Raw genomic sequence first — 18,070 nt, 5'->3', positions numbered from 1 at the left:
TGCCGAATGGCAGCGTTCTTCCGGGCGCATCGGGCGTAGCATGGCTGCCATGACAACGCCAGAGAACGCTGAACAGAGCCCTGAGCGCGCCCCCGAGTCCCGCTCGGAAGACGGGCATGGGTCCGATGCAGTGACCGATATCGAGGCCGAGCGCGCTGCGGCGCCCTGTCCGGTCTGCGGCCATCCGATGAGGGAGCATGTCATCGACCACAGCACGTCGAACCCCATTCTCATCTGCCCTGCGCCGATCGATCACAGCCGTATTCCGGAGACGACATCGCCGCTCGATGAACTGGGCATGGAACGGCATCCGGCTCCGCCGCCCGCACACAAGGACTGATCCTGTCACTGGCTGGTTCACGTGCCGGCCACAGGATCAGTCCTGTCAACCGCTCAACTCACTCGCGGGCTGCCCTCGTCCGGCGCCGCATCCGCGATCGCGGCCGGCGCGATTGTCACCGTGACGTCTCAGGCCGGTTCGACCTCGATCGCGCTCGACTGGCCTGAGGTGCTCTCGGTCACTGTGCACTCCGTTCCGGCCGGCAGTTCAGCGTAGGCGCGGACATACTTTCCAGAGGGCTGGTTCGCTGGGATCACGAAGGAGTGGCTCAGAACCTCCCCGCAGTCGATCAGCAGGACGATCTCGCCCTGGTGGCCCGCCGCCGCTCCCGTGATCACCTTGGTCACCTCGAGCCCTCCCGGCTGAAACTCGACGGTGTTGGTGACGACCGCTGATGCGCCTGTCTCCGGCACCTGCACCTCGACCGGAGCGTCAGACGTCACGACGGCCACGGTGTTGGTGCCGAGGATGGGTTCGGTTATGGAGCACGTACTCCCTGCGGGAATGTTCCCGAACTCGAACACCTCATCGCTCGTCGTGCCAGCCGGAATGTCCGCGGTGAATACAGAGCCTGGACCACAGTCAATGAGCAACTGGCTCGCGCCCTGCGTCCCCGCTGCCGTTCCGACGAAGGACTTCTGAACGGTGAGCGTGCCGATCACGACGAAGGTGGCTGTTGCCTGCGCGGTCGCCTCGAGCTCCGTAGCGGACGCGAGGTCCAGCATCCGAGCCTCTTCGTAGAGAGGGTTATTGTCGTCGTACAAGTAGACCTGGCCGGCGGGAACCGTCACGGCCGCCCGGGCGGTGAGCACCGTCTCGCTCGCGGCTCCGGCCGAATTCGTCACCCAAATCGATGTCCCGGATGGCACGGTGCTTTGATTCGCCAGGGGGACCGTTGCGGCGGCGTCGCTGAACATCTCCGAGCCAGCGGGAACCGATACGGTGAGCGAGGCGTCGTCCTGAGCCTGGACAACGAATGGCCCAGCGGGCTACCGATCGGAGCCGCTGCGCTCGGAGGAGTCACTGTGACGTCCGGTGCTGGGGGCTCAACGGTAGGGCCGTTCGTTTGAGCGGCAGCGACGATTGCTGCTGTTGCCGCCCGAACGACGGCCTCGGTCGAACTCACGACGAATGCGTCGGTGAAATACCAGATCGCGGCCTGGACGGCCGCCGCTCGCTGGTTGTCGGTGAGGCCTTCCGGCAGCCTCGTCGTGGGGTAATAGGTGTTGAGAATGTAGGTGACGTAACCGAGGTTGGGAACGTTTGTCTCTTCCCACGTCCCGCTCTCGTAGCCAGGTTGGGCGCGGTGGGGACCCCGAGGTGGATGCAATACATTGCCCCGACGAGGCTGGGGTCCTCGACGCTTGCGGTGTTGATCATCCGCGCCAATGTATCGTTGCGCGGTTCATATCCTGCCGGGTCCGTTGCGGGGTATGGCGCCGTCGGGTCCTGCGTAGTCGTATTCGGCGGCTGAAATCCGTCAATCGTGAGTCCCGCGCCGATGCTGACCGTATAGATCTCTGTATTCGGGCCGAACACAGCCTCGACAATGGGCATCGGGTCAGTCGGCTGCGCCTGGGCGGACGGGGTGAGACCGACGAACATGAGTCCCATGCACATTGCGAACGCAAGCGAACACAGCGCCAGTAGCCGAACGCGGGCCTGGGCGACGGACGGAGACGGGCTGAGCGCAACGCAGTCATGTGTGCGTCGTTGTGGGAGTGGTTCTCAAGCGGAAGAAGGTCGTCGTCGTTCTTCGGGTGCCTCGGCCGGCCGCTGGGCGTGAACCACTTCGATCACATCGAGCGGCTGCGTTTCGGGGAGTTCCTGATCGTCTGGACCGATGAGAGCCGGACGGTGGATGACTGAATCGTTCATGCTGCTCCTTCGACGGGCCCCGGAATCCGGGGACGTCGGGTGATCCTCTCGTCAGCCATCCGTGCGCCGTAGAGTCGAACGTCATTGGTCGGTTGATACGAAAGCGACAGCGCCGCCCCGTGTGAGCGGGACGGCGCTGTCGTTACGGACCGTTCGTTCCTGCGCTGGGTCGATCAGTCGTCTTTTTTCTCTCCGGAACCTTTGCTTCCGGAACCGATCGGAACCTGCCGGGGCGAGGCGCCCTTGGACAGCGGGACGTTCACCGTGAGGACCCCCTTCTTGAACTCGGCCGAGATGTTCTGATCCTCCGCCTGCTCGGGAAGCACGATCCTGCGGTAGAAGCTGCTGCTGCTCTCCCGGAGGACGTACTTCTTTTTCTTGTCCTCGTCCTTCTCATGGCGCTCCGCCTGAATTACAAGGGCGCCCCTGTCAACATTCACCGTGATGTTGTCTTCGTCAAAATTGGGCAGGTGTGCTTCGACAACGAGCGCGTCGTCGCCGCGCGTGTACACATCTGTCGTTGGCAGCTTTCCGCGGTAGGCACGCAGGATGCCATCCTCGAAGTCGCGGGTCAGCGCCTCCAGACCGGCAAACGGGTCAAATCGTTCGAGACTGTTTTTCATGATGTCGCCTTTCAGGACCACCGCGGGCGATCCGGTTGTGTGCATTTGTTGACGTTCGCGAGCGAGAAAGCCGCCCGGGTCGCCAGTAGCGCGTCTGAAGTGCCGAACGCGGTGGCTCACGGTTCCGGCTGGTCGTGCGCACAGAAGAGGCTCCTCTGCCGCACCACGTCCGGCTAGAGCCAGAGGTCATGCCGGACCGCGGGGACGTGCACGATGTCGGGGGAGAGGGAGCAGGGGGAGGGCAGACGGGAGTCGACTGGTACCAGAGGCAGGCGCCAGCGGCAGGGGTCTATCGCCTCTGGTCCTTCACAATTTCGGGACCTTGGACTCTATGGACACAACCCGGGTCAGGGCATTCTGGTCAGCAAATAAAAGATGGCTCGCGGGGGAACGCGCGCAATCGAACTGCCGACGCAACAGCAGTCGTTCACGAGAGTGAACGGAGTGTGACTGTCGCGCTAACGGTGTCCGAATTACGCAGTGTCTTGTGGGGGACGTGCATGTAAAATGCAGGTGCTCCATGAGCAGGGGGAGGGGCACGATGATCGATGATGTTTTTCAACTGCCGGATGCCAGATTCTCTGATCTCGAGAGAACCGTGGCACAGCTTGAGCGAACGGTGAGAGGTCTGCGGCGCCAAGCCGAACGGGACAGGGCTACGCAGGGGAGACTGCGCAGCCTGCTGGATGCAAGCGTTGCTGTGGCCGGAGATCTCGAACTGGACTCCGTGCTCAAACGGATCGCCGAGTCGGCGGCCACCCTGGTCAACGCCCGATACGGTGCGCTCGGTATGCTTCAACCCGACGGATGCATCGAACGCCTGATTCAGACCGGGACGCCGAGCGTCGAAGGCGGGACCATGCACATTCAGCCCGGGGCCCACGATCTGCTTCAGGCTGTGACGGAAACCCGTGGTCCCGTCCGCGTCGACAATCTCCGTGAGGATCCGCGATCAGCGGGCTTCGCGCCAGACGACCCGAGCATTCGCAGCTTCCTCGGTGTGCCTGTTCGGGTTCGGGGTGAAATCCTGGGCAACCTGTACCTCGCGGACCGTCGTGAAGGCGGATTCACAAAGTTCGACGAAGAGCTCGTGGCGGAGCTTGCTGAAATAGCCGGGGTCGCGATTGACAATGCACGGCGGTTTGAAGAGACCCACCGTAAACAACTGCTGGCAGCGGCTCTCTCCGAGGTAGCCTCGACGCTGTTAACCGCCTGTGCCGAAGACGTGCTCGCGGCGGTCGCATCGAAGGTTGCGATGCTTCTCCCGGCTACGCTGGTGTCCGTCGTGGTGCCGGGTCCCGGTGAGAACGAAATGAAAGTCGAAGCTGCGGAGGGGGTGCTGTCCGAGAAGGCCGTCGGGACCGTGTACCCGGCGCACGGGTCTCTCGCGGCTCAGGCAGTGGTTTCCGGCACTGTCATTAGTTCGGAGAGCGGACACGAAATTCGCTCAGCAGGCGGGGCTATCGCGTTTGGCGCGGTGACGGCCGTGCCTCTCGTTGTCTCGGGACGCGCGATCGGTGCGCTGTGCGTTGCGCGTGAGCCAGGCGGCCCTGGTTTCACGCGTGGGGAAATAGACACGATCTCGGAATTCGCTATTCAGGCGGGACTCGCCGTTGCACTGGCGTGGGCCAGGCTGGACCGACAGCGGCTCGAAGTCATCGAGGACCACGCGCGGATAGCCAGGGACCTGCACGACAACGTCATCCAGCGCCTCTTTGCGACCGGGCTCGGCCTTCAGGCTCTTGCTGCCGCCGACCCGACGCATGCTGCGGCGATCGACACACACACCCTGGAGATCGACGCAGCAATTTCCGATATCAGGAGTGCCGTTTTCACCCGGATATCGGCTCCGCCGTCCGACGCAACCCGTGTGCGCCACCGCGTCCTGGATGTCATCATCCAGCTGACACCGGCGCTGGGCTCGCCACCCCGCGTCGCCTTTTCCGGCTGTCCCAACATGGTGATCCCGCGGCGCCTCGCCGATGACGTTGTTGCGGTGATCAGGGAGTCACTCACAAACGTCGCCAAACACGCACAAGCAGAGACGACGGCGATCGACGTGAAGCTGGGCGATTCCGGTGTGTCGATCACGGTCGACGATGACGGTATCGGTATCGACCCTCGTGCGGAGCGCGCAAGCGGCACGGACAACCTGGCGCGCCGCGCCGAGCGGTACGGTGGCACATTCACTCTCGAACCGCGCGTGCCGAGAGGCACTCGAGCATGCTGGAACGTCTCGTTCGGTGAGCAGGGCGACCAATGATCCGGGTGTTCGTGGTTGACGATCACGAGATCGTCCGGCTCGGTGTGACCAACCTGATCAACGGTGCGCGGGACATGACGGTCGTGGGTGAATCCGATTCGGTCCGCCGCACACTGCCACGGGTGGCAGCGACCCACCCGGATGTAGTGATCCTTGATGTCAACCTTCCCGACGGCAACGGGATCGACCTGTGCCGGAGCATCCGTTCGGAACACGTCGACACGCGGTGCCTCATTCTCACCGCGTACGGCGAAGACAAGGCAACGAACGCCGCCGTCATGGCCGGGGCGTCCGGATACGTGCTGAAGAGCATCCACGGAAGCAGCCTGCTCGACTCGATCCGACAGGCGGCGCTCGGACGCGTTCTTCTTCCGCCGCAGGCGACGCCAGAGACACTCGTGGCTGGTACGGCCAATCGGGAGACCGGTGCTGTTGCGCCCCACCTCACCGAGCGCGAGCACCAGGTACTTGGCCTCATCACCGGCGGGATGACCAATAAGCAGATCGGCGGCAAGCTCGGCCTCACCGAGAAAACCGTGAAGAACTATGTCTCCGGTCTTCTGGCCAAGCTTGGTATGGAGCGGCGCACCCAGGCCGCGGTCTACGGAGCGGCGCACGCCGGCCCCACCGAGGATCGCCCGGTCGGTTGACGTTGTCACCGGGACAGCCGGGCGTCCCTGGGCGGGACTACTGCGCCCGAGGGCCGACGTGCTCGCGAGCGCCACGACGGGGACAGCCGGATATCAGGGACCTTCGGCCGTCGCCTGTTTAGACGACCGCTTGACAGGCGGTGCAGAGACCGACAAAGGCGCTCTGTTCCGGTTCCAACAGGAAGCCGGACGCACTGGCGATCGCTCTTGAGCTGTCCGTGAAAGCGTCAACGGGCAGGACGGTGACTTGCCCGCAGGATCTGCAGACGCCGTGAAGATGCTCGTGACCCGACGGAGTCGTGACCAGGTGATACGCGACGGCACCTCCCGGTTGCTGCCGCTGCGCGATGATCGCCCGACGTGCGAGGACCTCGAACGTGCGGTAGACGGTGGCACGGTGGATGCCCCGCGTCTCGAGAATCATCGCCACCTCATCGGCGGTCAGGTGCTCATGGTGGCGGGCAAGGACATCGAGTACCGCGCGGCGCGGGCCCGTCAGCCGTTCTCCCGCCTCCTGCAATCGGGCGATGGCGAGAGACAGGGCTTGTTCGGGAGCATGATGCAGATCCCGGTGGAGTGACGGGCTGCTGGCGTCCATATGTCATGGTGCCACGGAGCACACGGGTTGTGAAGGGGCCGGAACCGTGGTCGAACGCTCTTTTCAAACGGCCAGTCGATGGCGGGCGTCCGTGATGAGGTCGTCGAGTCGATCCCTGGTGGCGAGGAGCTCGCGGGCACGCCGGTCGATGTCTTCGCGCTGGTGGTGCAGGCGCTCGACCATGGCTGGCGTTGTGGTGCCGGAGTAGATGCACGGCAGGAGCTCCACGATGACTTTGCTGGTCAGGCCGGCTGCAATGAGTTCCTGGATCAGGATGACTCGGTCGACCGCGTCGTCACTGTATTCGCGGTGCCCTCCCGATGTCCGTGATGACAGGAGGAGGCCCTGGGTTTCGTAGTAGCGCAGGGACCTGACGCTGACCCCGCTGCTCGCTGCGAGCTCTCCGATACGCATACCCAGCCTTTCCACGACTTGAATCTGACACTAATGTCAGGTTTTATCCTGAGCTTATGAATATATCTGACGCAGTGGCACTGGTAACCGGAGCGAACAGGGGCCTGGGTCGCGAGTTCCTCACCCAGCTCGTGGCCGGGGGAGCGAGGAAGGTTTATGCGACGACTCGGCGTCCGGAGGAACTCGATGTGCTGGAACAAATGGGGACACCGGGGCAGGTCACAGCTCTCCTGGTCGACATCACTGATTCCGCAACCATCGAGGCGGCTGCCGCTCGAGCCACGGACGTCAACCTGCTGATCAACAACGCCGGTATTGCAACAGCGACCGATCTGCTCACGGGGGACCTCAGCCGGATCCGTTCCGAGATGGACACCCACTTTTGGGGAACATTGGCAATGAGTCGTGCCTTCGCCCCGATCCTCGGCGCGAACGGGGGAGGAGCCATAGTGAACGTCATGTCACTGCTGTCCTTCCGGGTGTACCCGGGCAACGGTGCGTACGCCGCGGCGAAAGCCGCCGAGTGGCAACTCACCAACAGCACCCGCCTTGAGCTCGCCGGACAGGGTACGCACGTCCTCGGTGTGCATCTTTCCTCCACTGACACCGACATGATGAAGGAGTGGGATATCCCCAAGAACGACCCGCGGGTGGTGATTTCGGAAGTCCTCGACGCGCTGGCAGCAGGCGCCCACGAGTTCCTCGACCAGGGCACCAAGGCGGTCAAGCAGCAACTGAGCGCGTCACCCGAGGTGCTGTACGACGGCGTCGGGGCCTTCGCCTGACCGAAGGACATCGCCGTTCGGGTTGGCCAGGGGGCAGGGTGGACCGGCCAGTTCAGCTCTTGCATGCCGTTAGCGGCGGCGGGACTCACTCGGCGCTGGATCGAGCGACGTCGTGGCCTCGGGCCTGTGCCGGTGTGTCGACGGATGTGCGGAGCTGAGTGATCGGAAGAGAAGCTGAGGACACCCATCCTCCGCTGAAATCCGTTGCATTTGGATGCCGTAGATTGGCTCGAGTATCTCTGGTCGGAGCACCTCGTCCATAGTGCCCGCCGAGACGACGTTCCCTCGGTCGAGCAGAACCAGACTGTCGCAGTACCGCGCGGCGAGATTGAGGTCGTGCAGCACAATGACCGTGGTGACGCCGAGTGCGCGCACCAGCGCGAGAATCTCGTGCTGGAAATGGACGTCAAGGTGGTTCGTCGGTTCGTCCATCAGGAGATGAGTCGCCTGCTGGGCAAGTGCGCGCGCGATCAGGACGCGCTGCTTCTCGCCACCGGAGAGGTCACCAAAATTGCGGTCGACGAGGTGTTCGGCACCCACCTGGCCCAGTGCGCCCGAAGCGATTTCGACGTCGCGCTCTGACTGCCGTTGCCACGTTCCGAGGTGTGGGCTGCGGCCGAGCATCACCGTATCGGCGACAGAGAGGGGCAACTCGCCCGCCGGTTCCTGGACGACGACAGCGATGGTGCGCGCGAGATCCCGCGGACGGATGCCGGCAATCGACGTGCGGTCGACCTGGATCGTGCCCTCGTCGGGAGTGAGCGCGCGATACAGCGTTCGCAGGAGGGTGGTCTTGCCACTGCCGTTAGGGCCGATGAGACCGACGACCTCACCGGAGCGCGCCATCAGCGACGCGTTCACGAGTACCGTGGCTGCGGAATAGGCATGGGTCACCCCGTCTGCTGAGATCATGATCCGGTGCCGAATCTCTCGACGATGCGTTCAAGGCCAGTGACCGAGAGCGGGGAGGGCGGTTCGGTGAAATTGAACAGCTGGACAAGCACCTCGCCGTCGGTGAGGGCTGTGAGCGCGTCACTGCCCGGCAGGCTCCTGACTTCGCCCTCTACCCCGGCCGAATCACCCTGGTAGAGGAGGATCAGCACGTCGGGATCGCGCGCGATGAGTTCCTCGACACTCACTTCAAAGACACGCTCGGACGTGTCATCGAAGACGTTCGTGAAACCCGCTGCTTCCAGCTGGGGTTGTGACATCGATGCTCGGCCATAGGCGTAGAGCGGACCGCCGCCAGCCGACGGATACAGAACAGCAGCTGTCCGATCGGGCGCGGGCGCTGTCAATTCCTCGACAGTGGCGACCCGGGCGGTGAGGTCAGCGACGAGCTGCTCGGCTTCGTCGTTCCGGTCGAAGATCCTGCCATAGGTCAGGACCTGGGCGTAAAGGGACTCGAATGAGGTGTCCTCGACGCCCGTCGGGCAGTAGACCGGCTGGATGAGGGTGTTTGACCCGCCGTCCAGCAGACCGGCACGCGTGAGACCGTCGGGGAGCCCGAGGACGAGGTCGGGCACCTGGGCGAGGACGACTTCTGCAGAGATCATCAGGTGACCCGATGCGTCGATCTCGTCGGAAAGCGTGTCGATGGTGTCGATGCGTCCGGCGAGAGCGTCGTCGTAGTAGCCGTTGGGAAAAGGCCCAGCGCGGGAGACGACCCGGTCGAGCACGCCGAGCGCGTCGAGGATCGTTGCCGGGGCGCTTTCGAGCAGGACGATGCGTTCAGGGGCTTCTTCGAATGTGACCTCCTCGCCGCAGTTCTCGATCGTGAGCGGATAGGCCGTGTCGCCGTCGGCGCCACTCGCCGAACCCGCCGGTGCGCGCGCCGGTGCAGCGCATCCCGTCAGGGCGATGGCGAGCGCGCTGATCGTTACGGTAAGGAATCGGGTGGTTCTGGCCATGAGAGTCCTTCGGGGGTTACGGGCGACTGGCGTACATGCGGCGTACGAGAATGAGCAGGAAAGGGGCACCGACAACCGCGGTAAGGATGCCGATGGGGAGTTCCCGAGGCTGCATGACTGTGCGGGCGAGCGCATCAGCCCAGATCAGGAACAGTGAGCCGAGAAGCGCCGTCACCGGCAGCATCCTGCTGTGTACCGAACCAACGAGGCGCCGAGCGAGATGGGGGATGACGAGGCCGACAAATCCGATCGCGCCGGCGGCGGCGACCACGGCTCCCGTGCACAGGGCGACAATGACGAGCATGCCAACGCGAGTACGTGCGGGGGAGATGCCGAGAGTGACGGCGGTCTCATCGCCGGCCGCGATGGCGTCGAGTCGCCGCCCGTTGATCAGAAACGCTGCGAGGGCGACGAGCACGACCGCCATGACGGTCACGAGAACGATGTCCCACCGCGCGAGACCCAGCGAGCCGAGGAGCCAGAACATGACCGACCGGGACCCCTCCGCAGAGTCGGAAGCGAAGATGAGGAAACTGGTTGCTGCCGAGAGGGCGTAGCCGACAGCAACGCCGGAAAGCAACAGTCGGAGCGACGTGACACGCCCACCGGTGTGCGACACGAAGAACACGACGAGTGATGCGGCGAGCGCGCCGAGGAATGCGCTGAGCGGGAGGGCATACTGGCCTGCGCCGGCACCAAAGCCGAAGAGAATCGCGCCGGCCGCTCCCGTCGACGCTCCGCCGGAAATCCCGAGGATGTAAGGGTCAGCGAGCACATTGCGCACCATTGCCTGCAGGGCGGCGCCACAGAGCGCGAGGCCGGCACCGACGGCGATGCCGAGCAGAACCCGCGGTATTCGGACGTTCCAGATGATCGTCTCATCGGCACGTGCCAGCGTCGTGTCCGGGGAGAAACCAAGGTGGTGGGCGATGACCTGCACGATCGTCGCTGGGGCGATGGTGACCGGCCCAATACCGATGGTCAGGACCGCCGACACCAGAAGGCCAACGGCCAGGGCGAGCGTCCACAGCGCGGTGCGGCGACGGTTGGCGCGAATCGAGCCGGTGAGGCATGCCGCCCGGCCTGTCGGCAGTTCGTCGATGGAGGTCATGGCCCCGCCTCTCTACGTGCGACATCGTCGCAGGTGAATGAGGGCGGTGAAAGGGGCCTTCGGCCCCGCGGCAGGCGTTCAACTGCCCGATCAGGCCGGGAGGGCGCTGCCCCCCGAGGTGGGGCGCGATTGGTGTCGGAGAACGGCGCTACCGTGGAGGACATCGAAACGCGAGCGTCACTCAGTTAAGTGCTTCTGCGGTGTTCGACGCCACTATCGACCAAGACACGCAGGGAGCAGCGATGACGCTACCCGGGCACGGACGCCCCGGTGGCTCCGTCGTACCCCCGCTCAGAGGCGGGCGGCTCGCGCCGATGTCAACTCCTGACCCCGTCGGCCGCGAGCGCAGGTCGACGGAACTATCGGCCATCCCCCGCACGGCTGGGGGAGCGCACGATGATCGATGATCGTGCCGGGTCGGGGGCGATCGTCATCCCGGCCCATAATGAGGCCGCGGTCGTCGACCGGACGCTTCGCGGGCTGGCCGCCCTGTGTGAGCGAGCCGACGTCGAAGTCATCGTCGTGTGCAACGGATGCACTGACGAAACGGCATCCATCGCTCGTGCCGTTCCGGGGGTCACCGTCGTCGAGATCCCGGAGGCATCGAAGACCGCCGCCTTGAACGCGGGCGATGCGCACGCCACCCGGTGGCCGAGGCTTTACCTTGACGCAGACATCGAGGTGGCACCGGATGCCGTCATCGCTGTCTTCGAGGAACTTCAGGCGCCGGGAAGCGTCGCCGCTCGCCCTCCCTTTGTTTACGACACCTCGGGTGCCTCGTCACCCGTCAAGGCCTACTATCGGGCCAGAAGCCGGATCCGGGTCCCCGAGAACCGATTGTGGGGCGCCGGGGGATACGCGCTGAGCAGAGCAGGCCACAGCCGGTTCGCTGCCTTTCCCGACGTGACGGCTGATGACTCCTGGATCGATGCCCAGTTCGCAGAGGGTGAGAAGCGCGTTGTCGGCACGCTGCCCATGCGTGTGAGGACTCCGCGTAACCTCGACGGCCTGCTGGCCGTGCTCACACGCCAGCGCAGGGGACAGGTGGAGCTCGGTGTGCCATCGGCGACGTCACGCCGTTCCCTTTCGCTTTTCGCCTCCATTCGCGGGCCGCGCAGCGCAGCGGATGCCGCGTGGTATGTCGGGCTGACGGCCATCGCCCGCCATCGGTCGCGCGCGGCACTCCGGTCCCGGGTCCGGTTCTGGGAGCGAGATTCGTCCACCCGGCCGGACGCGGCGCTCGACAGGGGAGTAGCCAGGTGAGCGCGGGGTACACGGTCCCCGCGGTGAGCGGCAACGTTGACTGCTGTGTCGTTGGAGCGGGGCCCGTCGGTCTCGCTTTCGCGCTCGAGGCGGCGAATGCCGGCCTTTCGGTGCTCCTCGTCGACGCCGGTACGGCCGCGTCAGGACGACGCAAAAATCCCCGAAGCGTCGACGGACCCGACCTCATCGTCGATCCGCGGAGGCATGTGCCGATCCAGCAAGCGACCCGCCGCGGCATCGGGGGAACGTCATGGTTGTGGGGCGGCCGCTGCGTGGGGTTCGATCCTCTTGATTTCGAGCACCGCGGGTTTGTTCCTGCCTCCGGGTGGCCGGTCAGTATCGACGACGTCACGCCATGGGCGGCTGCCGCTGCCGATTATCTCGACTGTGGCTCGGCAGGGTTCCGTTCGGAGGTCACCGGCTGGCCGGACCTCGGCGCGGTTGAGGTGTCCCAGGTCGAACGGTGGTCGCGGCAGCCCAGGCTCGCCGGCCGTCTCGGGCGTCTTGTTATCGAGCATCCCGGCATCACCCTGATGCTCGACTCCCCGGTTATCGATATGGATGTCACTCCTGGCGGAAGCGTCCGCTCGCTCGTCGTGCAGCACAAGGGCAAGCGAACGCACGTCGAGGCGGCGCGGTTTGTGCTCGCCCTGGGCGGACTGGAGACCACCCGGCTGCTCCTGAGGGTCCAGCGCGCGCGCCCCGCGATGTTCGGCGGCGTCGATGGGCCGCTCGGACGTTACTACATGGGCCACGTGACCGGGAGCGTCGCGGATATCGTCTTCGTCGATCCGGACCGGGCAAGGGAGATGGACTTCCGGAGGGACGGCGACGGCACGTACATCAGGAGGCGCTTCACCCTGTCGGAGGAGGCCCAGCGGAGCCATAAGCTCCTCAATACAAGCTTCTACATCGACAACCCGCCGTTCTACGCGGCTGAGCACCGCAACGCAACGCTCTCGCTCGTCTACCTCGGGCTGATGATTCCGCCCATCGGGCGCGCCCTCCTTGCCGAGGGGATTCGGCTCCGGCACATCGGGCCTCGGCCGCACCGGATCGCTGCCCACATAGCGAACGTGCTTCGGCGCCCGTGGCGGGCCGCAGCGGATGTCGTCGATGTGCTCAGGCGGCGGTATCTCTCGCCGGTCCGGAAGCCCGGATTCATCCTCGGGAACGACACCGGCCGGTACGCCATTCACTACCACGGTGAGCAGGTGCCGAACGGGGAGAGCCGACTGACGCTCGTCCCGGATGGCACGGGCTCTCGGCTCTCGATCGACTACCGTTATACCGACCAGGACATCGACTCGGTGATGCGCAGTCATCAACTTCTCGACGAGCGGTTGCGAGCGGCGGGTATCGGCCGCATCGAGTACCTGGCACCGACGGATGACCGGGTGCTGGCATCCGTCTGGGAGCAGGCGATCGATGGCTTCCACAGCATCGGGACGACCCGGATGAGTGTTGATCCGGCCGACGGGGTTGTCGACGCCGATTGCCTGGTTCATGGAACCGAGAATCTCTACATCGCCTCGAGCAGCGTTTTCCGTACGGCGGGGGAGGCGAACCCGACATTCCTGGCGACCTGCCTCGCCGTCCGACTGGTTCATCACATCGCCGAAAAGATGAACGACGAGCCCCGCGGTGGCGCCGACGAGCTGCCGAGCTTTCCGACGGCGCACTAGGCCAGAGTCAGGGCACCGCGCGAGCATTGCGCGCGCGTATTGCGCTCGGGCCGGGCAGGGCTGGAGACCGGGCTGATTCACGGTAATTTCTCCTTGTTGACATAATGTGCATTATCGGAACGGCGAAATGCAGAATAGTCCCGGTGCCACTGGCGGAGGGTCGGGACCAGGGTGACAATCGTCACAGCAGATCGATGGCGGCCGTTGCTGCGGCGTCAGGACGGCTCGTGAGGCGTGCTGGAGAAACGGAGATGGCTGTGTCCTATTTTTTTCACACCGAGTCAGTCGGCATGGGATTGCCGCAGTTGAGAACTGCCCGGACGATCGTCATCGTCCTTGGCGTTGTCGCCATCGTCACTGGCATCGCGATCTTCGCCTGGCCTCGAGCGACGCTGTCGATCGTTGCGTGGCTTTTCGGGCTCTACTTCGTCGTCAGCGGCATTGCGCGGATCGTCAGGGCGATCGCAGCCAGTGGCCAGCCTGCCTCGTACCGGGTGTTCCTTGCGGTGCTTGGCATTCTTCTCCTGGTCGGCGGTGTCTTCGTCTTCGCTAATCCGCTGTTCGGCGTCGCCGTTGTGGCTGCGGTCATCGGCTTGACCTGGATCGTCGAGGGAATCGGCGTCCTGATGGATGTGCCCAGGGGCGGCGCAGCCTGGCTCGCCGTACTCGTCGGTGTCGTGAGCATTCTCGGCGGTCTCGTGCTGTTGTTCGCCCCCGTCGCCGCGACCGTGTTCTGGCTGCGGGTATCTGCCGCTCTGCTCGTCATCGTCGGTGTCATGCAGGTCGTCCAGGGCATCACTCTCGGCCGGGCGTCCCGAGTGTAGCTACTTGACATAATGACACGAGATTGGTGTCGAAACTGGCCGCGCGCGGTCACTATGGTGATGCGATGGATGACAGGACGATTCACCCGTTTCGTGTCGAGGTTGCCCAGGCCCAGCTAGACGTCTTGAACCAACGCCTCGAACTCACGCGCTGGCCGGACGAACTGCCCGGCGTTGGCTGGTCGTACGGCGTGCCCGTCAGCTACCTGCGCGAACTCGCTGAGTACTGGCGGACATCATTCGACTGGCGTGCATGGGAGGCGACGCTCAACGGCTTCCCGCAGTTCACAACGACCATCGACGGGCAGAACGTCCACTTCCTGCACGTCCGCTCCCCCGAGCCGGACGCGCTTCCGCTCATCCTCACCCACGGGTGGCCGGGTTCTGTTGTGGAATTTCTTCACGTTCTTGGGCCGCTTTCCGATCCCCGAGCGCACGGCGGCGATCCGGCGGATGCTTTCCACGTCGTCGCCCCATCGATCCCCGGCTTCGGATTTTCGGGTCCAACGACCGAGACGGGCTGGAACATCGCGCGCGTGGCACGCGCCTGGGCGGAACTGATGGCTCGCCTCGGTTACGACCGCTACGGTGCCCAGGGCGGAGACAGCGGATCGGTGATCTCACCGCTCCTGGGGCATCTCGTACCGGAACGCGTTGTCGGAGTCCACGTCAACGGGAGCCTGGGCTTCCCGACGGGCGACCCCGCAGAGCTGAGTGGTTTGCGCGACGCAGATCAGGCACGGCTGGCGGCGCTGCAGCACCAACTCGAGGACGGTGCCGGCTATGCGATCCTGCAGTCAACCCGGCCGCAGACCGTCAGTTTTGGCCTGACCGACTCCCCCGTCGGCCAGCTGGCCTGGATCGTCGAGAAATTCAAGGAATGGACGGATCCCGCCTTCGAACTCCCTGAAGAGGCGGTCGATCGTGATCAGCTGCTCGCGAACGTCAGCGTGTACTGGCACACCGGAACAGCGGCGTCATCGGCGCGGCTGTACAAAGAAGGACAATCGGGTTGGGGCCAGCGCGCGCCGCGTTCGGAGGTGCCGTCCGGCGTGGCGGTCTTCCCCGGTGACTTCGGAATCCGACGAATCGCGGAACGGGACAACAACGTCGTGCACTGGTCGGAGTTCGATCGTGGCGGGCACTTCGCCGCAATGGAGGCCCCGGATCTCCTGGTCGGCGACGTTCGGATATTCTTCAGCGGCCTCCGCTGACGGCGCCCAGCTGATAATCCGGCTGACAGCTCATCACTGTCGGCGCGCTGCGGTGGGTTATCGAGCGCCGGGTGCGGGCAGGCTACCCGGCGGTGTTGAAGTCGCTGGTGTCTCCGACGTACCTGGTGTTGTCCCCCGGGATCGGCTGGACGGCGGCGAGGACGACTTCGGCGGCGAACTCCCCCACGTTGTAGAGTTTCCCGGCTGAGTCCTTGCGTGAACTGATCGCGCCGGGGTTCGCCCGCTCCAGAAGCGTCGCTGTGATCGTGCCCTCGATCATGTCGCCGGACACGACAACGAACTCAATGCCGCGTGCCGTGAGTTCCGGGAGCTTCTCGCGGAGAGCGTCCTCCCCCGCGCGCTTCGACAGTGCGACCGGGATGTACTCGGGCATCGTCGGTGTTGTCCGAATGAAATGCGCCTGGTGGCTCGTGACGAAGACCACGCGCGATCCCTCGGAAAGGAGAGGCAGCGCAGCCTCGAGGACGTTGAGCTGGGCGTCGCGGTTGAGCTGCATGGCGTAGTCCTCGGCCATCCCGCTCTCCATCCCTCCGGAGGCATTCAGCACGAGAACGTCAAGGGAGCCGAGTTCCGTCCTGACGGTTTCCATCATCGCCGTGACGCTGGCGGGATCGGTGAGGTCGGCGGCGACGGTGATCGCGGTTCCGCCCGCTGCGCGGATCAAATCGGCGAGCTTTACCGCCCTCGCTTCTTTGTTGCGGTAGTTGATGACCACGCGCGCGCCGGCTTCAGCGAAGTAACGGACGGTGTCTGCACCGATGCCACGGGACGAGCCGGTGACGAGGATGTTCTTTCCGGCGAGCGAGCCCGGGGCGAGAGGGTTGGACACAGTTGACTCCTTAACACACAGCGCGATACGGCCGGACGGCAGCTGATCCCGGCACCCGACACTATCAAGAAGTTTCGGTGCGCCGCGGTGGCCGACTGATAGATTCGGTGTGAGACGCGGAGGGGCGCCCACCACGAGCCGCTTCGCCACCGGGAGGTACGCATGGACTGGATCGTCGAGAACATCTGGATTGTCTGGCTGGTCCTCATGCTTCTCTTTGTGACCATCGAGATGCTCAGCCTCGAATTCACCTTCCTGATGCTCGGCATAGGGTCGGCCATCGGTCTCGCGTCAGGTTTTCTCGGCGTGCCGTGGTGGGCCCAGTTCCTCATCGCCGCTGCGGCATCCGTCCTTCTGCTCCTGCTCGTTCGTCCTTCCCTGCTCCGTGCTCTCCGGAAGGGGGCGGATCCCGCGAAGAGCAACGTTGACGCACTCGTGGGTACGACGGGGCGCGTGGTTCAGCCCGTCAACGGGCACAGTGGCCAGGTCAAGCTTGCCAACGGCGAGCTCTGGACGGCGAACGTCCCTTCCGAGTCTGAGGCACTCACGCTGGAACCGGGAACGCAGGTACAGGTCCAGGCCATTCGCGGCGCAACCGCCGTGGTGGTCCCCACAGGGAGGAACGCATCATGAACAACGCGTCAGACGTCGTCGGCACGGTTATCGCCTGGGTTGTCGGCGTTGTCATTCTCATCTTCATCCTCGTCGTGCTGTTCCGTGCGATCCGGATCATTCCGCAGGCATCGGCCGGCGTCGTGGAACGTCTCGGCCGCTACCACAAGACACTGCAACCGGGGCTGAATCTCCTCGTGCCATTCATCGACAGGGTCCGCCCGCTCATCGACATGCGTGAGCAAGTGGTGTCGTTCCCGCCGCAGCCGGTCATCACCGAAGACAACCTCGTCGTCTCCATCGACACCGTCGTCTACTTTCAGGTAACGGATGCCCGCGCAGCGACCTATGAGATCGCCAACTACCTCGGCGCGGTCGAGCAGCTCACCACCACCACCCTCCGAAACGTCGTCGGTGGGCTCAACCTCGAAGAGGCGCTGACCAGCCGCGACAACATCAACGGGCAATTGCGCGTCGTTCTGGACGAGGCGACGGGCAAGTGGGGAATCCGCGTCGGCCGGGTCGAGCTCAAGGCCATCGATCCGCCCGTGTCCATCCAGGACTCGATGGAGAAGCAGATGCGTGCCGAGCGTGACCGGCGGGCACTCATCCTCACCGCCGAGGGAACCAAACAGTCGGCGATCCTCACGGCGGAGGGAGCGCGCCAGGCTGCGATCCTCAGCGCTGAAGGTGACGCGCGCGCCGCTGTGCTGCGCGCGCAGGGTGAGGCCGAGGCCATTACGACCGTCTTCGATGCCATCCACCGCGGCGACGCCGACCCGAAGTTGCTCGCGTACCAGTACCTCCAGACCCTCCCGAAGCTCGCGGAGGGCACGGCGAACAAGTTGTGGATCATCCCGTCCGAACTGACCGAAGCGGTCAAGGGGCTCGGAAAAGCGTTCGTCCCCGGCGCTGCGGATGACGGGCCGCAGAGTCCGCCGCCTCCAACCCCTGACGTGCCGTCGAGCGTCTTCCCGACGAGCGTTCCCCCGGTGTTCCCACCCGCGTCACCCTCCGCTCCCCCGGCGGCACCGCCTGGGGCAGAATAGC

General features: G+C 64.8%; 20 protein-coding genes. 10 read left to right on the top strand and 10 right to left on the bottom strand.

Annotated elements, in window-relative coordinates; genetic code table 11:
• Positions 1 to 49: 49 nt before the first annotated feature.
• The gene (locus AC1C2M_RS05265) at positions 50 to 340 is read left to right on the top strand and encodes a hypothetical protein (protein WP_495435470.1); all 291 of its coding nucleotides are present in this window, start codon (positions 50 to 52) and stop codon (positions 338 to 340) included.
• A 128-nt stretch (positions 341 to 468) separates the two neighbouring features.
• Here AC1C2M_RS05265 and AC1C2M_RS05260 read toward each other — a convergent pair whose 3' ends face one another.
• The 4 genes from AC1C2M_RS05260 to AC1C2M_RS05245 form a co-directional block, all read right to left on the bottom strand.
• A complete protein-coding gene (locus AC1C2M_RS05260) occupies positions 469 to 1,185 on the bottom strand; it encodes a DUF5979 domain-containing protein (RefSeq protein WP_495435469.1) in 717 nt (238 codons plus the stop codon).
• Positions 1,182 to 1,670: a thioester domain-containing protein gene (locus AC1C2M_RS05255; protein WP_495435468.1), complete on the bottom strand. Its 489-nt coding sequence runs from the start codon at positions 1,668 to 1,670 to the stop codon at positions 1,182 to 1,184. Before AC1C2M_RS05255 ends, AC1C2M_RS05260 begins: the two co-directional genes overlap by 4 nt.
• Positions 1,671 to 2,068: 398 nt before the next feature.
• Positions 2,069 to 2,218, bottom strand: coding sequence for a hypothetical protein (locus AC1C2M_RS05250; protein ID WP_483404041.1), 150 nt, complete (start codon positions 2,216 to 2,218; stop codon positions 2,069 to 2,071).
• A gap of 173 nt (positions 2,219 to 2,391) precedes the next feature.
• A complete protein-coding gene (locus tag AC1C2M_RS05245) occupies positions 2,392 to 2,841 on the bottom strand; it encodes an Hsp20/alpha crystallin family protein (protein ID WP_495435467.1) in 450 nt (149 codons plus the stop codon).
• Positions 2,842 to 3,541: 700 nt separating this feature from the next.
• Here AC1C2M_RS05245 and AC1C2M_RS05240 point away from each other — a divergent pair.
• Both AC1C2M_RS05240 and AC1C2M_RS05235 read left to right on the top strand, forming a co-directional pair.
• Positions 3,542 to 5,104: a GAF domain-containing sensor histidine kinase gene (locus tag AC1C2M_RS05240; protein ID WP_495435466.1), complete on the top strand. Its 1,563-nt coding sequence runs from the start codon at positions 3,542 to 3,544 to the stop codon at positions 5,102 to 5,104.
• An 11-nt stretch (positions 5,105 to 5,115) separates the two neighbouring features.
• A complete protein-coding gene (locus AC1C2M_RS05235) occupies positions 5,116 to 5,754 on the top strand; it encodes a response regulator (protein WP_483404044.1) in 639 nt (212 codons plus the stop codon).
• 118 nt (positions 5,755 to 5,872) lie between these two features.
• Here the strand turns inward: AC1C2M_RS05235 and AC1C2M_RS05230 are convergent, their stop codons facing one another.
• Entirely contained in the window at positions 5,873 to 6,352 is a 480-nt protein-coding gene (locus AC1C2M_RS05230; RefSeq protein WP_483404045.1) for a Fur family transcriptional regulator, read from the bottom strand.
• A gap of 63 nt (positions 6,353 to 6,415) precedes the next feature.
• Positions 6,416 to 6,766, bottom strand: a complete 351-nt coding sequence (locus AC1C2M_RS05225) for a MerR family transcriptional regulator (protein ID WP_483404050.1) — start codon at positions 6,764 to 6,766, stop codon at positions 6,416 to 6,418.
• Between the two features lie 56 nt (positions 6,767 to 6,822).
• Here AC1C2M_RS05225 and AC1C2M_RS05220 point away from each other — a divergent pair, with 56 nt between their 5' ends.
• Positions 6,823 to 7,551, top strand: coding sequence for an SDR family oxidoreductase (locus AC1C2M_RS05220; protein ID WP_495435465.1), 729 nt, complete (start codon positions 6,823 to 6,825; stop codon positions 7,549 to 7,551).
• A gap of 69 nt (positions 7,552 to 7,620) precedes the next feature.
• On the opposite strand, the gene AC1C2M_RS05215 is transcribed toward AC1C2M_RS05220, so the two are convergent.
• From AC1C2M_RS05215 to AC1C2M_RS05205, 3 genes are read right to left on the bottom strand one after another with little or no spacing between them, the layout of a single operon-like run.
• Positions 7,621 to 8,463 carry an ABC transporter ATP-binding protein gene (locus AC1C2M_RS05215; protein ID WP_495435464.1) on the bottom strand — a complete coding sequence of 281 codons (843 nt, stop codon included), beginning with the start codon at positions 8,461 to 8,463 and terminating at the stop codon, positions 7,621 to 7,623.
• The gene (locus tag AC1C2M_RS05210; RefSeq protein WP_495435463.1) at positions 8,460 to 9,461 is read right to left on the bottom strand and encodes an ABC transporter substrate-binding protein; all 1,002 of its coding nucleotides are present in this window, start codon (positions 9,459 to 9,461) and stop codon (positions 8,460 to 8,462) included. Before AC1C2M_RS05210 ends, AC1C2M_RS05215 begins: the two co-directional genes overlap by 4 nt.
• Positions 9,462 to 9,477: 16 nt before the next feature.
• Entirely contained in the window at positions 9,478 to 10,572 is a 1,095-nt protein-coding gene (locus AC1C2M_RS05205) for a FecCD family ABC transporter permease (protein WP_495435462.1), read from the bottom strand.
• A gap of 396 nt (positions 10,573 to 10,968) precedes the next feature.
• Between AC1C2M_RS05205 and AC1C2M_RS05200 the strand changes: the two genes are divergently transcribed.
• From AC1C2M_RS05200 to AC1C2M_RS05185, 4 genes are all read left to right on the top strand, one after another.
• Positions 10,969 to 11,835, top strand: coding sequence for a glycosyltransferase (locus AC1C2M_RS05200; protein ID WP_495435461.1), 867 nt, complete (start codon positions 10,969 to 10,971; stop codon positions 11,833 to 11,835).
• A 23-nt stretch (positions 11,836 to 11,858) separates the two neighbouring features.
• The gene (locus AC1C2M_RS05195) at positions 11,859 to 13,520 is read left to right on the top strand and encodes a GMC oxidoreductase (RefSeq protein WP_495435460.1); all 1,662 of its coding nucleotides are present in this window, start codon (positions 11,859 to 11,861) and stop codon (positions 13,518 to 13,520) included.
• 257 nt (positions 13,521 to 13,777) lie between these two features.
• Positions 13,778 to 14,344 (top strand): HdeD family acid-resistance protein, encoded by a 567-nt coding sequence (locus AC1C2M_RS05190; protein ID WP_495435459.1) that lies wholly within the window; start codon positions 13,778 to 13,780, stop codon positions 14,342 to 14,344.
• Between the two features lie 65 nt (positions 14,345 to 14,409).
• Positions 14,410 to 15,558, top strand: coding sequence for an epoxide hydrolase family protein (locus tag AC1C2M_RS05185; RefSeq protein ID WP_495435458.1), 1,149 nt, complete (start codon positions 14,410 to 14,412; stop codon positions 15,556 to 15,558).
• Positions 15,559 to 15,640: 82 nt separating this feature from the next.
• On the opposite strand, the gene AC1C2M_RS05180 is transcribed toward AC1C2M_RS05185, so the two are convergent.
• Complete coding sequence (locus AC1C2M_RS05180) at positions 15,641 to 16,408, bottom strand: SDR family oxidoreductase (protein WP_495435457.1); 768 nt, start codon at positions 16,406 to 16,408, stop codon at positions 15,641 to 15,643.
• A gap of 162 nt (positions 16,409 to 16,570) precedes the next feature.
• Between AC1C2M_RS05180 and AC1C2M_RS05175 the strand changes: the two genes are divergently transcribed.
• On the top strand, positions 16,571 to 17,041 hold the full coding sequence (locus AC1C2M_RS05175) for an NfeD family protein (RefSeq protein ID WP_483404060.1): 471 nt from the start codon (positions 16,571 to 16,573) through the stop codon (positions 17,039 to 17,041).
• Positions 17,038 to 18,069: an SPFH domain-containing protein gene (locus tag AC1C2M_RS05170; RefSeq protein ID WP_495435456.1), complete on the top strand. Its 1,032-nt coding sequence runs from the start codon at positions 17,038 to 17,040 to the stop codon at positions 18,067 to 18,069. The genes AC1C2M_RS05175 and AC1C2M_RS05170 overlap by 4 nt, the downstream gene beginning before the upstream one ends.
• Position 18,070 lies beyond the last annotated feature (1 nt).

This window comes from Mycetocola sp. Y444, from assembly GCF_059445295.1.
This window is presented reverse-complemented; position numbering and strand designations above follow the sequence as displayed.

What these genes read in the sequence shown, in the direction of transcription:
- AC1C2M_RS05265 (WP_495435470.1), top strand. Translation starts at nt 50, where the DNA reads ATGACAACGCCAGAGAACGCTGAACAGAGCCCTGAGCGCGCCCCCGAG.
- AC1C2M_RS05250 (WP_483404041.1), bottom strand. Translation starts at nt 2,218, where the DNA reads ATGAACGATTCAGTCATCCACCGTCCGGCTCTCATCGGTCCAGACGAT.
- AC1C2M_RS05245 (WP_495435467.1), bottom strand. Translation starts at nt 2,841, where the DNA reads ATGAAAAACAGTCTCGAACGATTTGACCCGTTTGCCGGTCTGGAGGCG.
- AC1C2M_RS05230 (WP_483404045.1), bottom strand. Translation starts at nt 6,352, where the DNA reads ATGGACGCCAGCAGCCCGTCACTCCACCGGGATCTGCATCATGCTCCC.
- AC1C2M_RS05225 (WP_483404050.1), bottom strand. Translation starts at nt 6,766, where the DNA reads ATGCGTATCGGAGAGCTCGCAGCGAGCAGCGGGGTCAGCGTCAGGTCC.
- AC1C2M_RS05220 (WP_495435465.1), top strand. Translation starts at nt 6,823, where the DNA reads ATGAATATATCTGACGCAGTGGCACTGGTAACCGGAGCGAACAGGGGC.
- AC1C2M_RS05215 (WP_495435464.1), bottom strand. Translation starts at nt 8,463, where the DNA reads ATGATCTCAGCAGACGGGGTGACCCATGCCTATTCCGCAGCCACGGTA.
- AC1C2M_RS05210 (WP_495435463.1), bottom strand. Translation starts at nt 9,461, where the DNA reads ATGGCCAGAACCACCCGATTCCTTACCGTAACGATCAGCGCGCTCGCC.
- AC1C2M_RS05205 (WP_495435462.1), bottom strand. Translation starts at nt 10,572, where the DNA reads ATGACCTCCATCGACGAACTGCCGACAGGCCGGGCGGCATGCCTCACC.
- AC1C2M_RS05200 (WP_495435461.1), top strand. Translation starts at nt 10,969, where the DNA reads ATGATCGATGATCGTGCCGGGTCGGGGGCGATCGTCATCCCGGCCCAT.
- AC1C2M_RS05185 (WP_495435458.1), top strand. Translation starts at nt 14,410, where the DNA reads ATGGATGACAGGACGATTCACCCGTTTCGTGTCGAGGTTGCCCAGGCC.
- AC1C2M_RS05175 (WP_483404060.1), top strand. Translation starts at nt 16,571, where the DNA reads ATGGACTGGATCGTCGAGAACATCTGGATTGTCTGGCTGGTCCTCATG.
- AC1C2M_RS05170 (WP_495435456.1), top strand. Translation starts at nt 17,038, where the DNA reads ATGAACAACGCGTCAGACGTCGTCGGCACGGTTATCGCCTGGGTTGTC.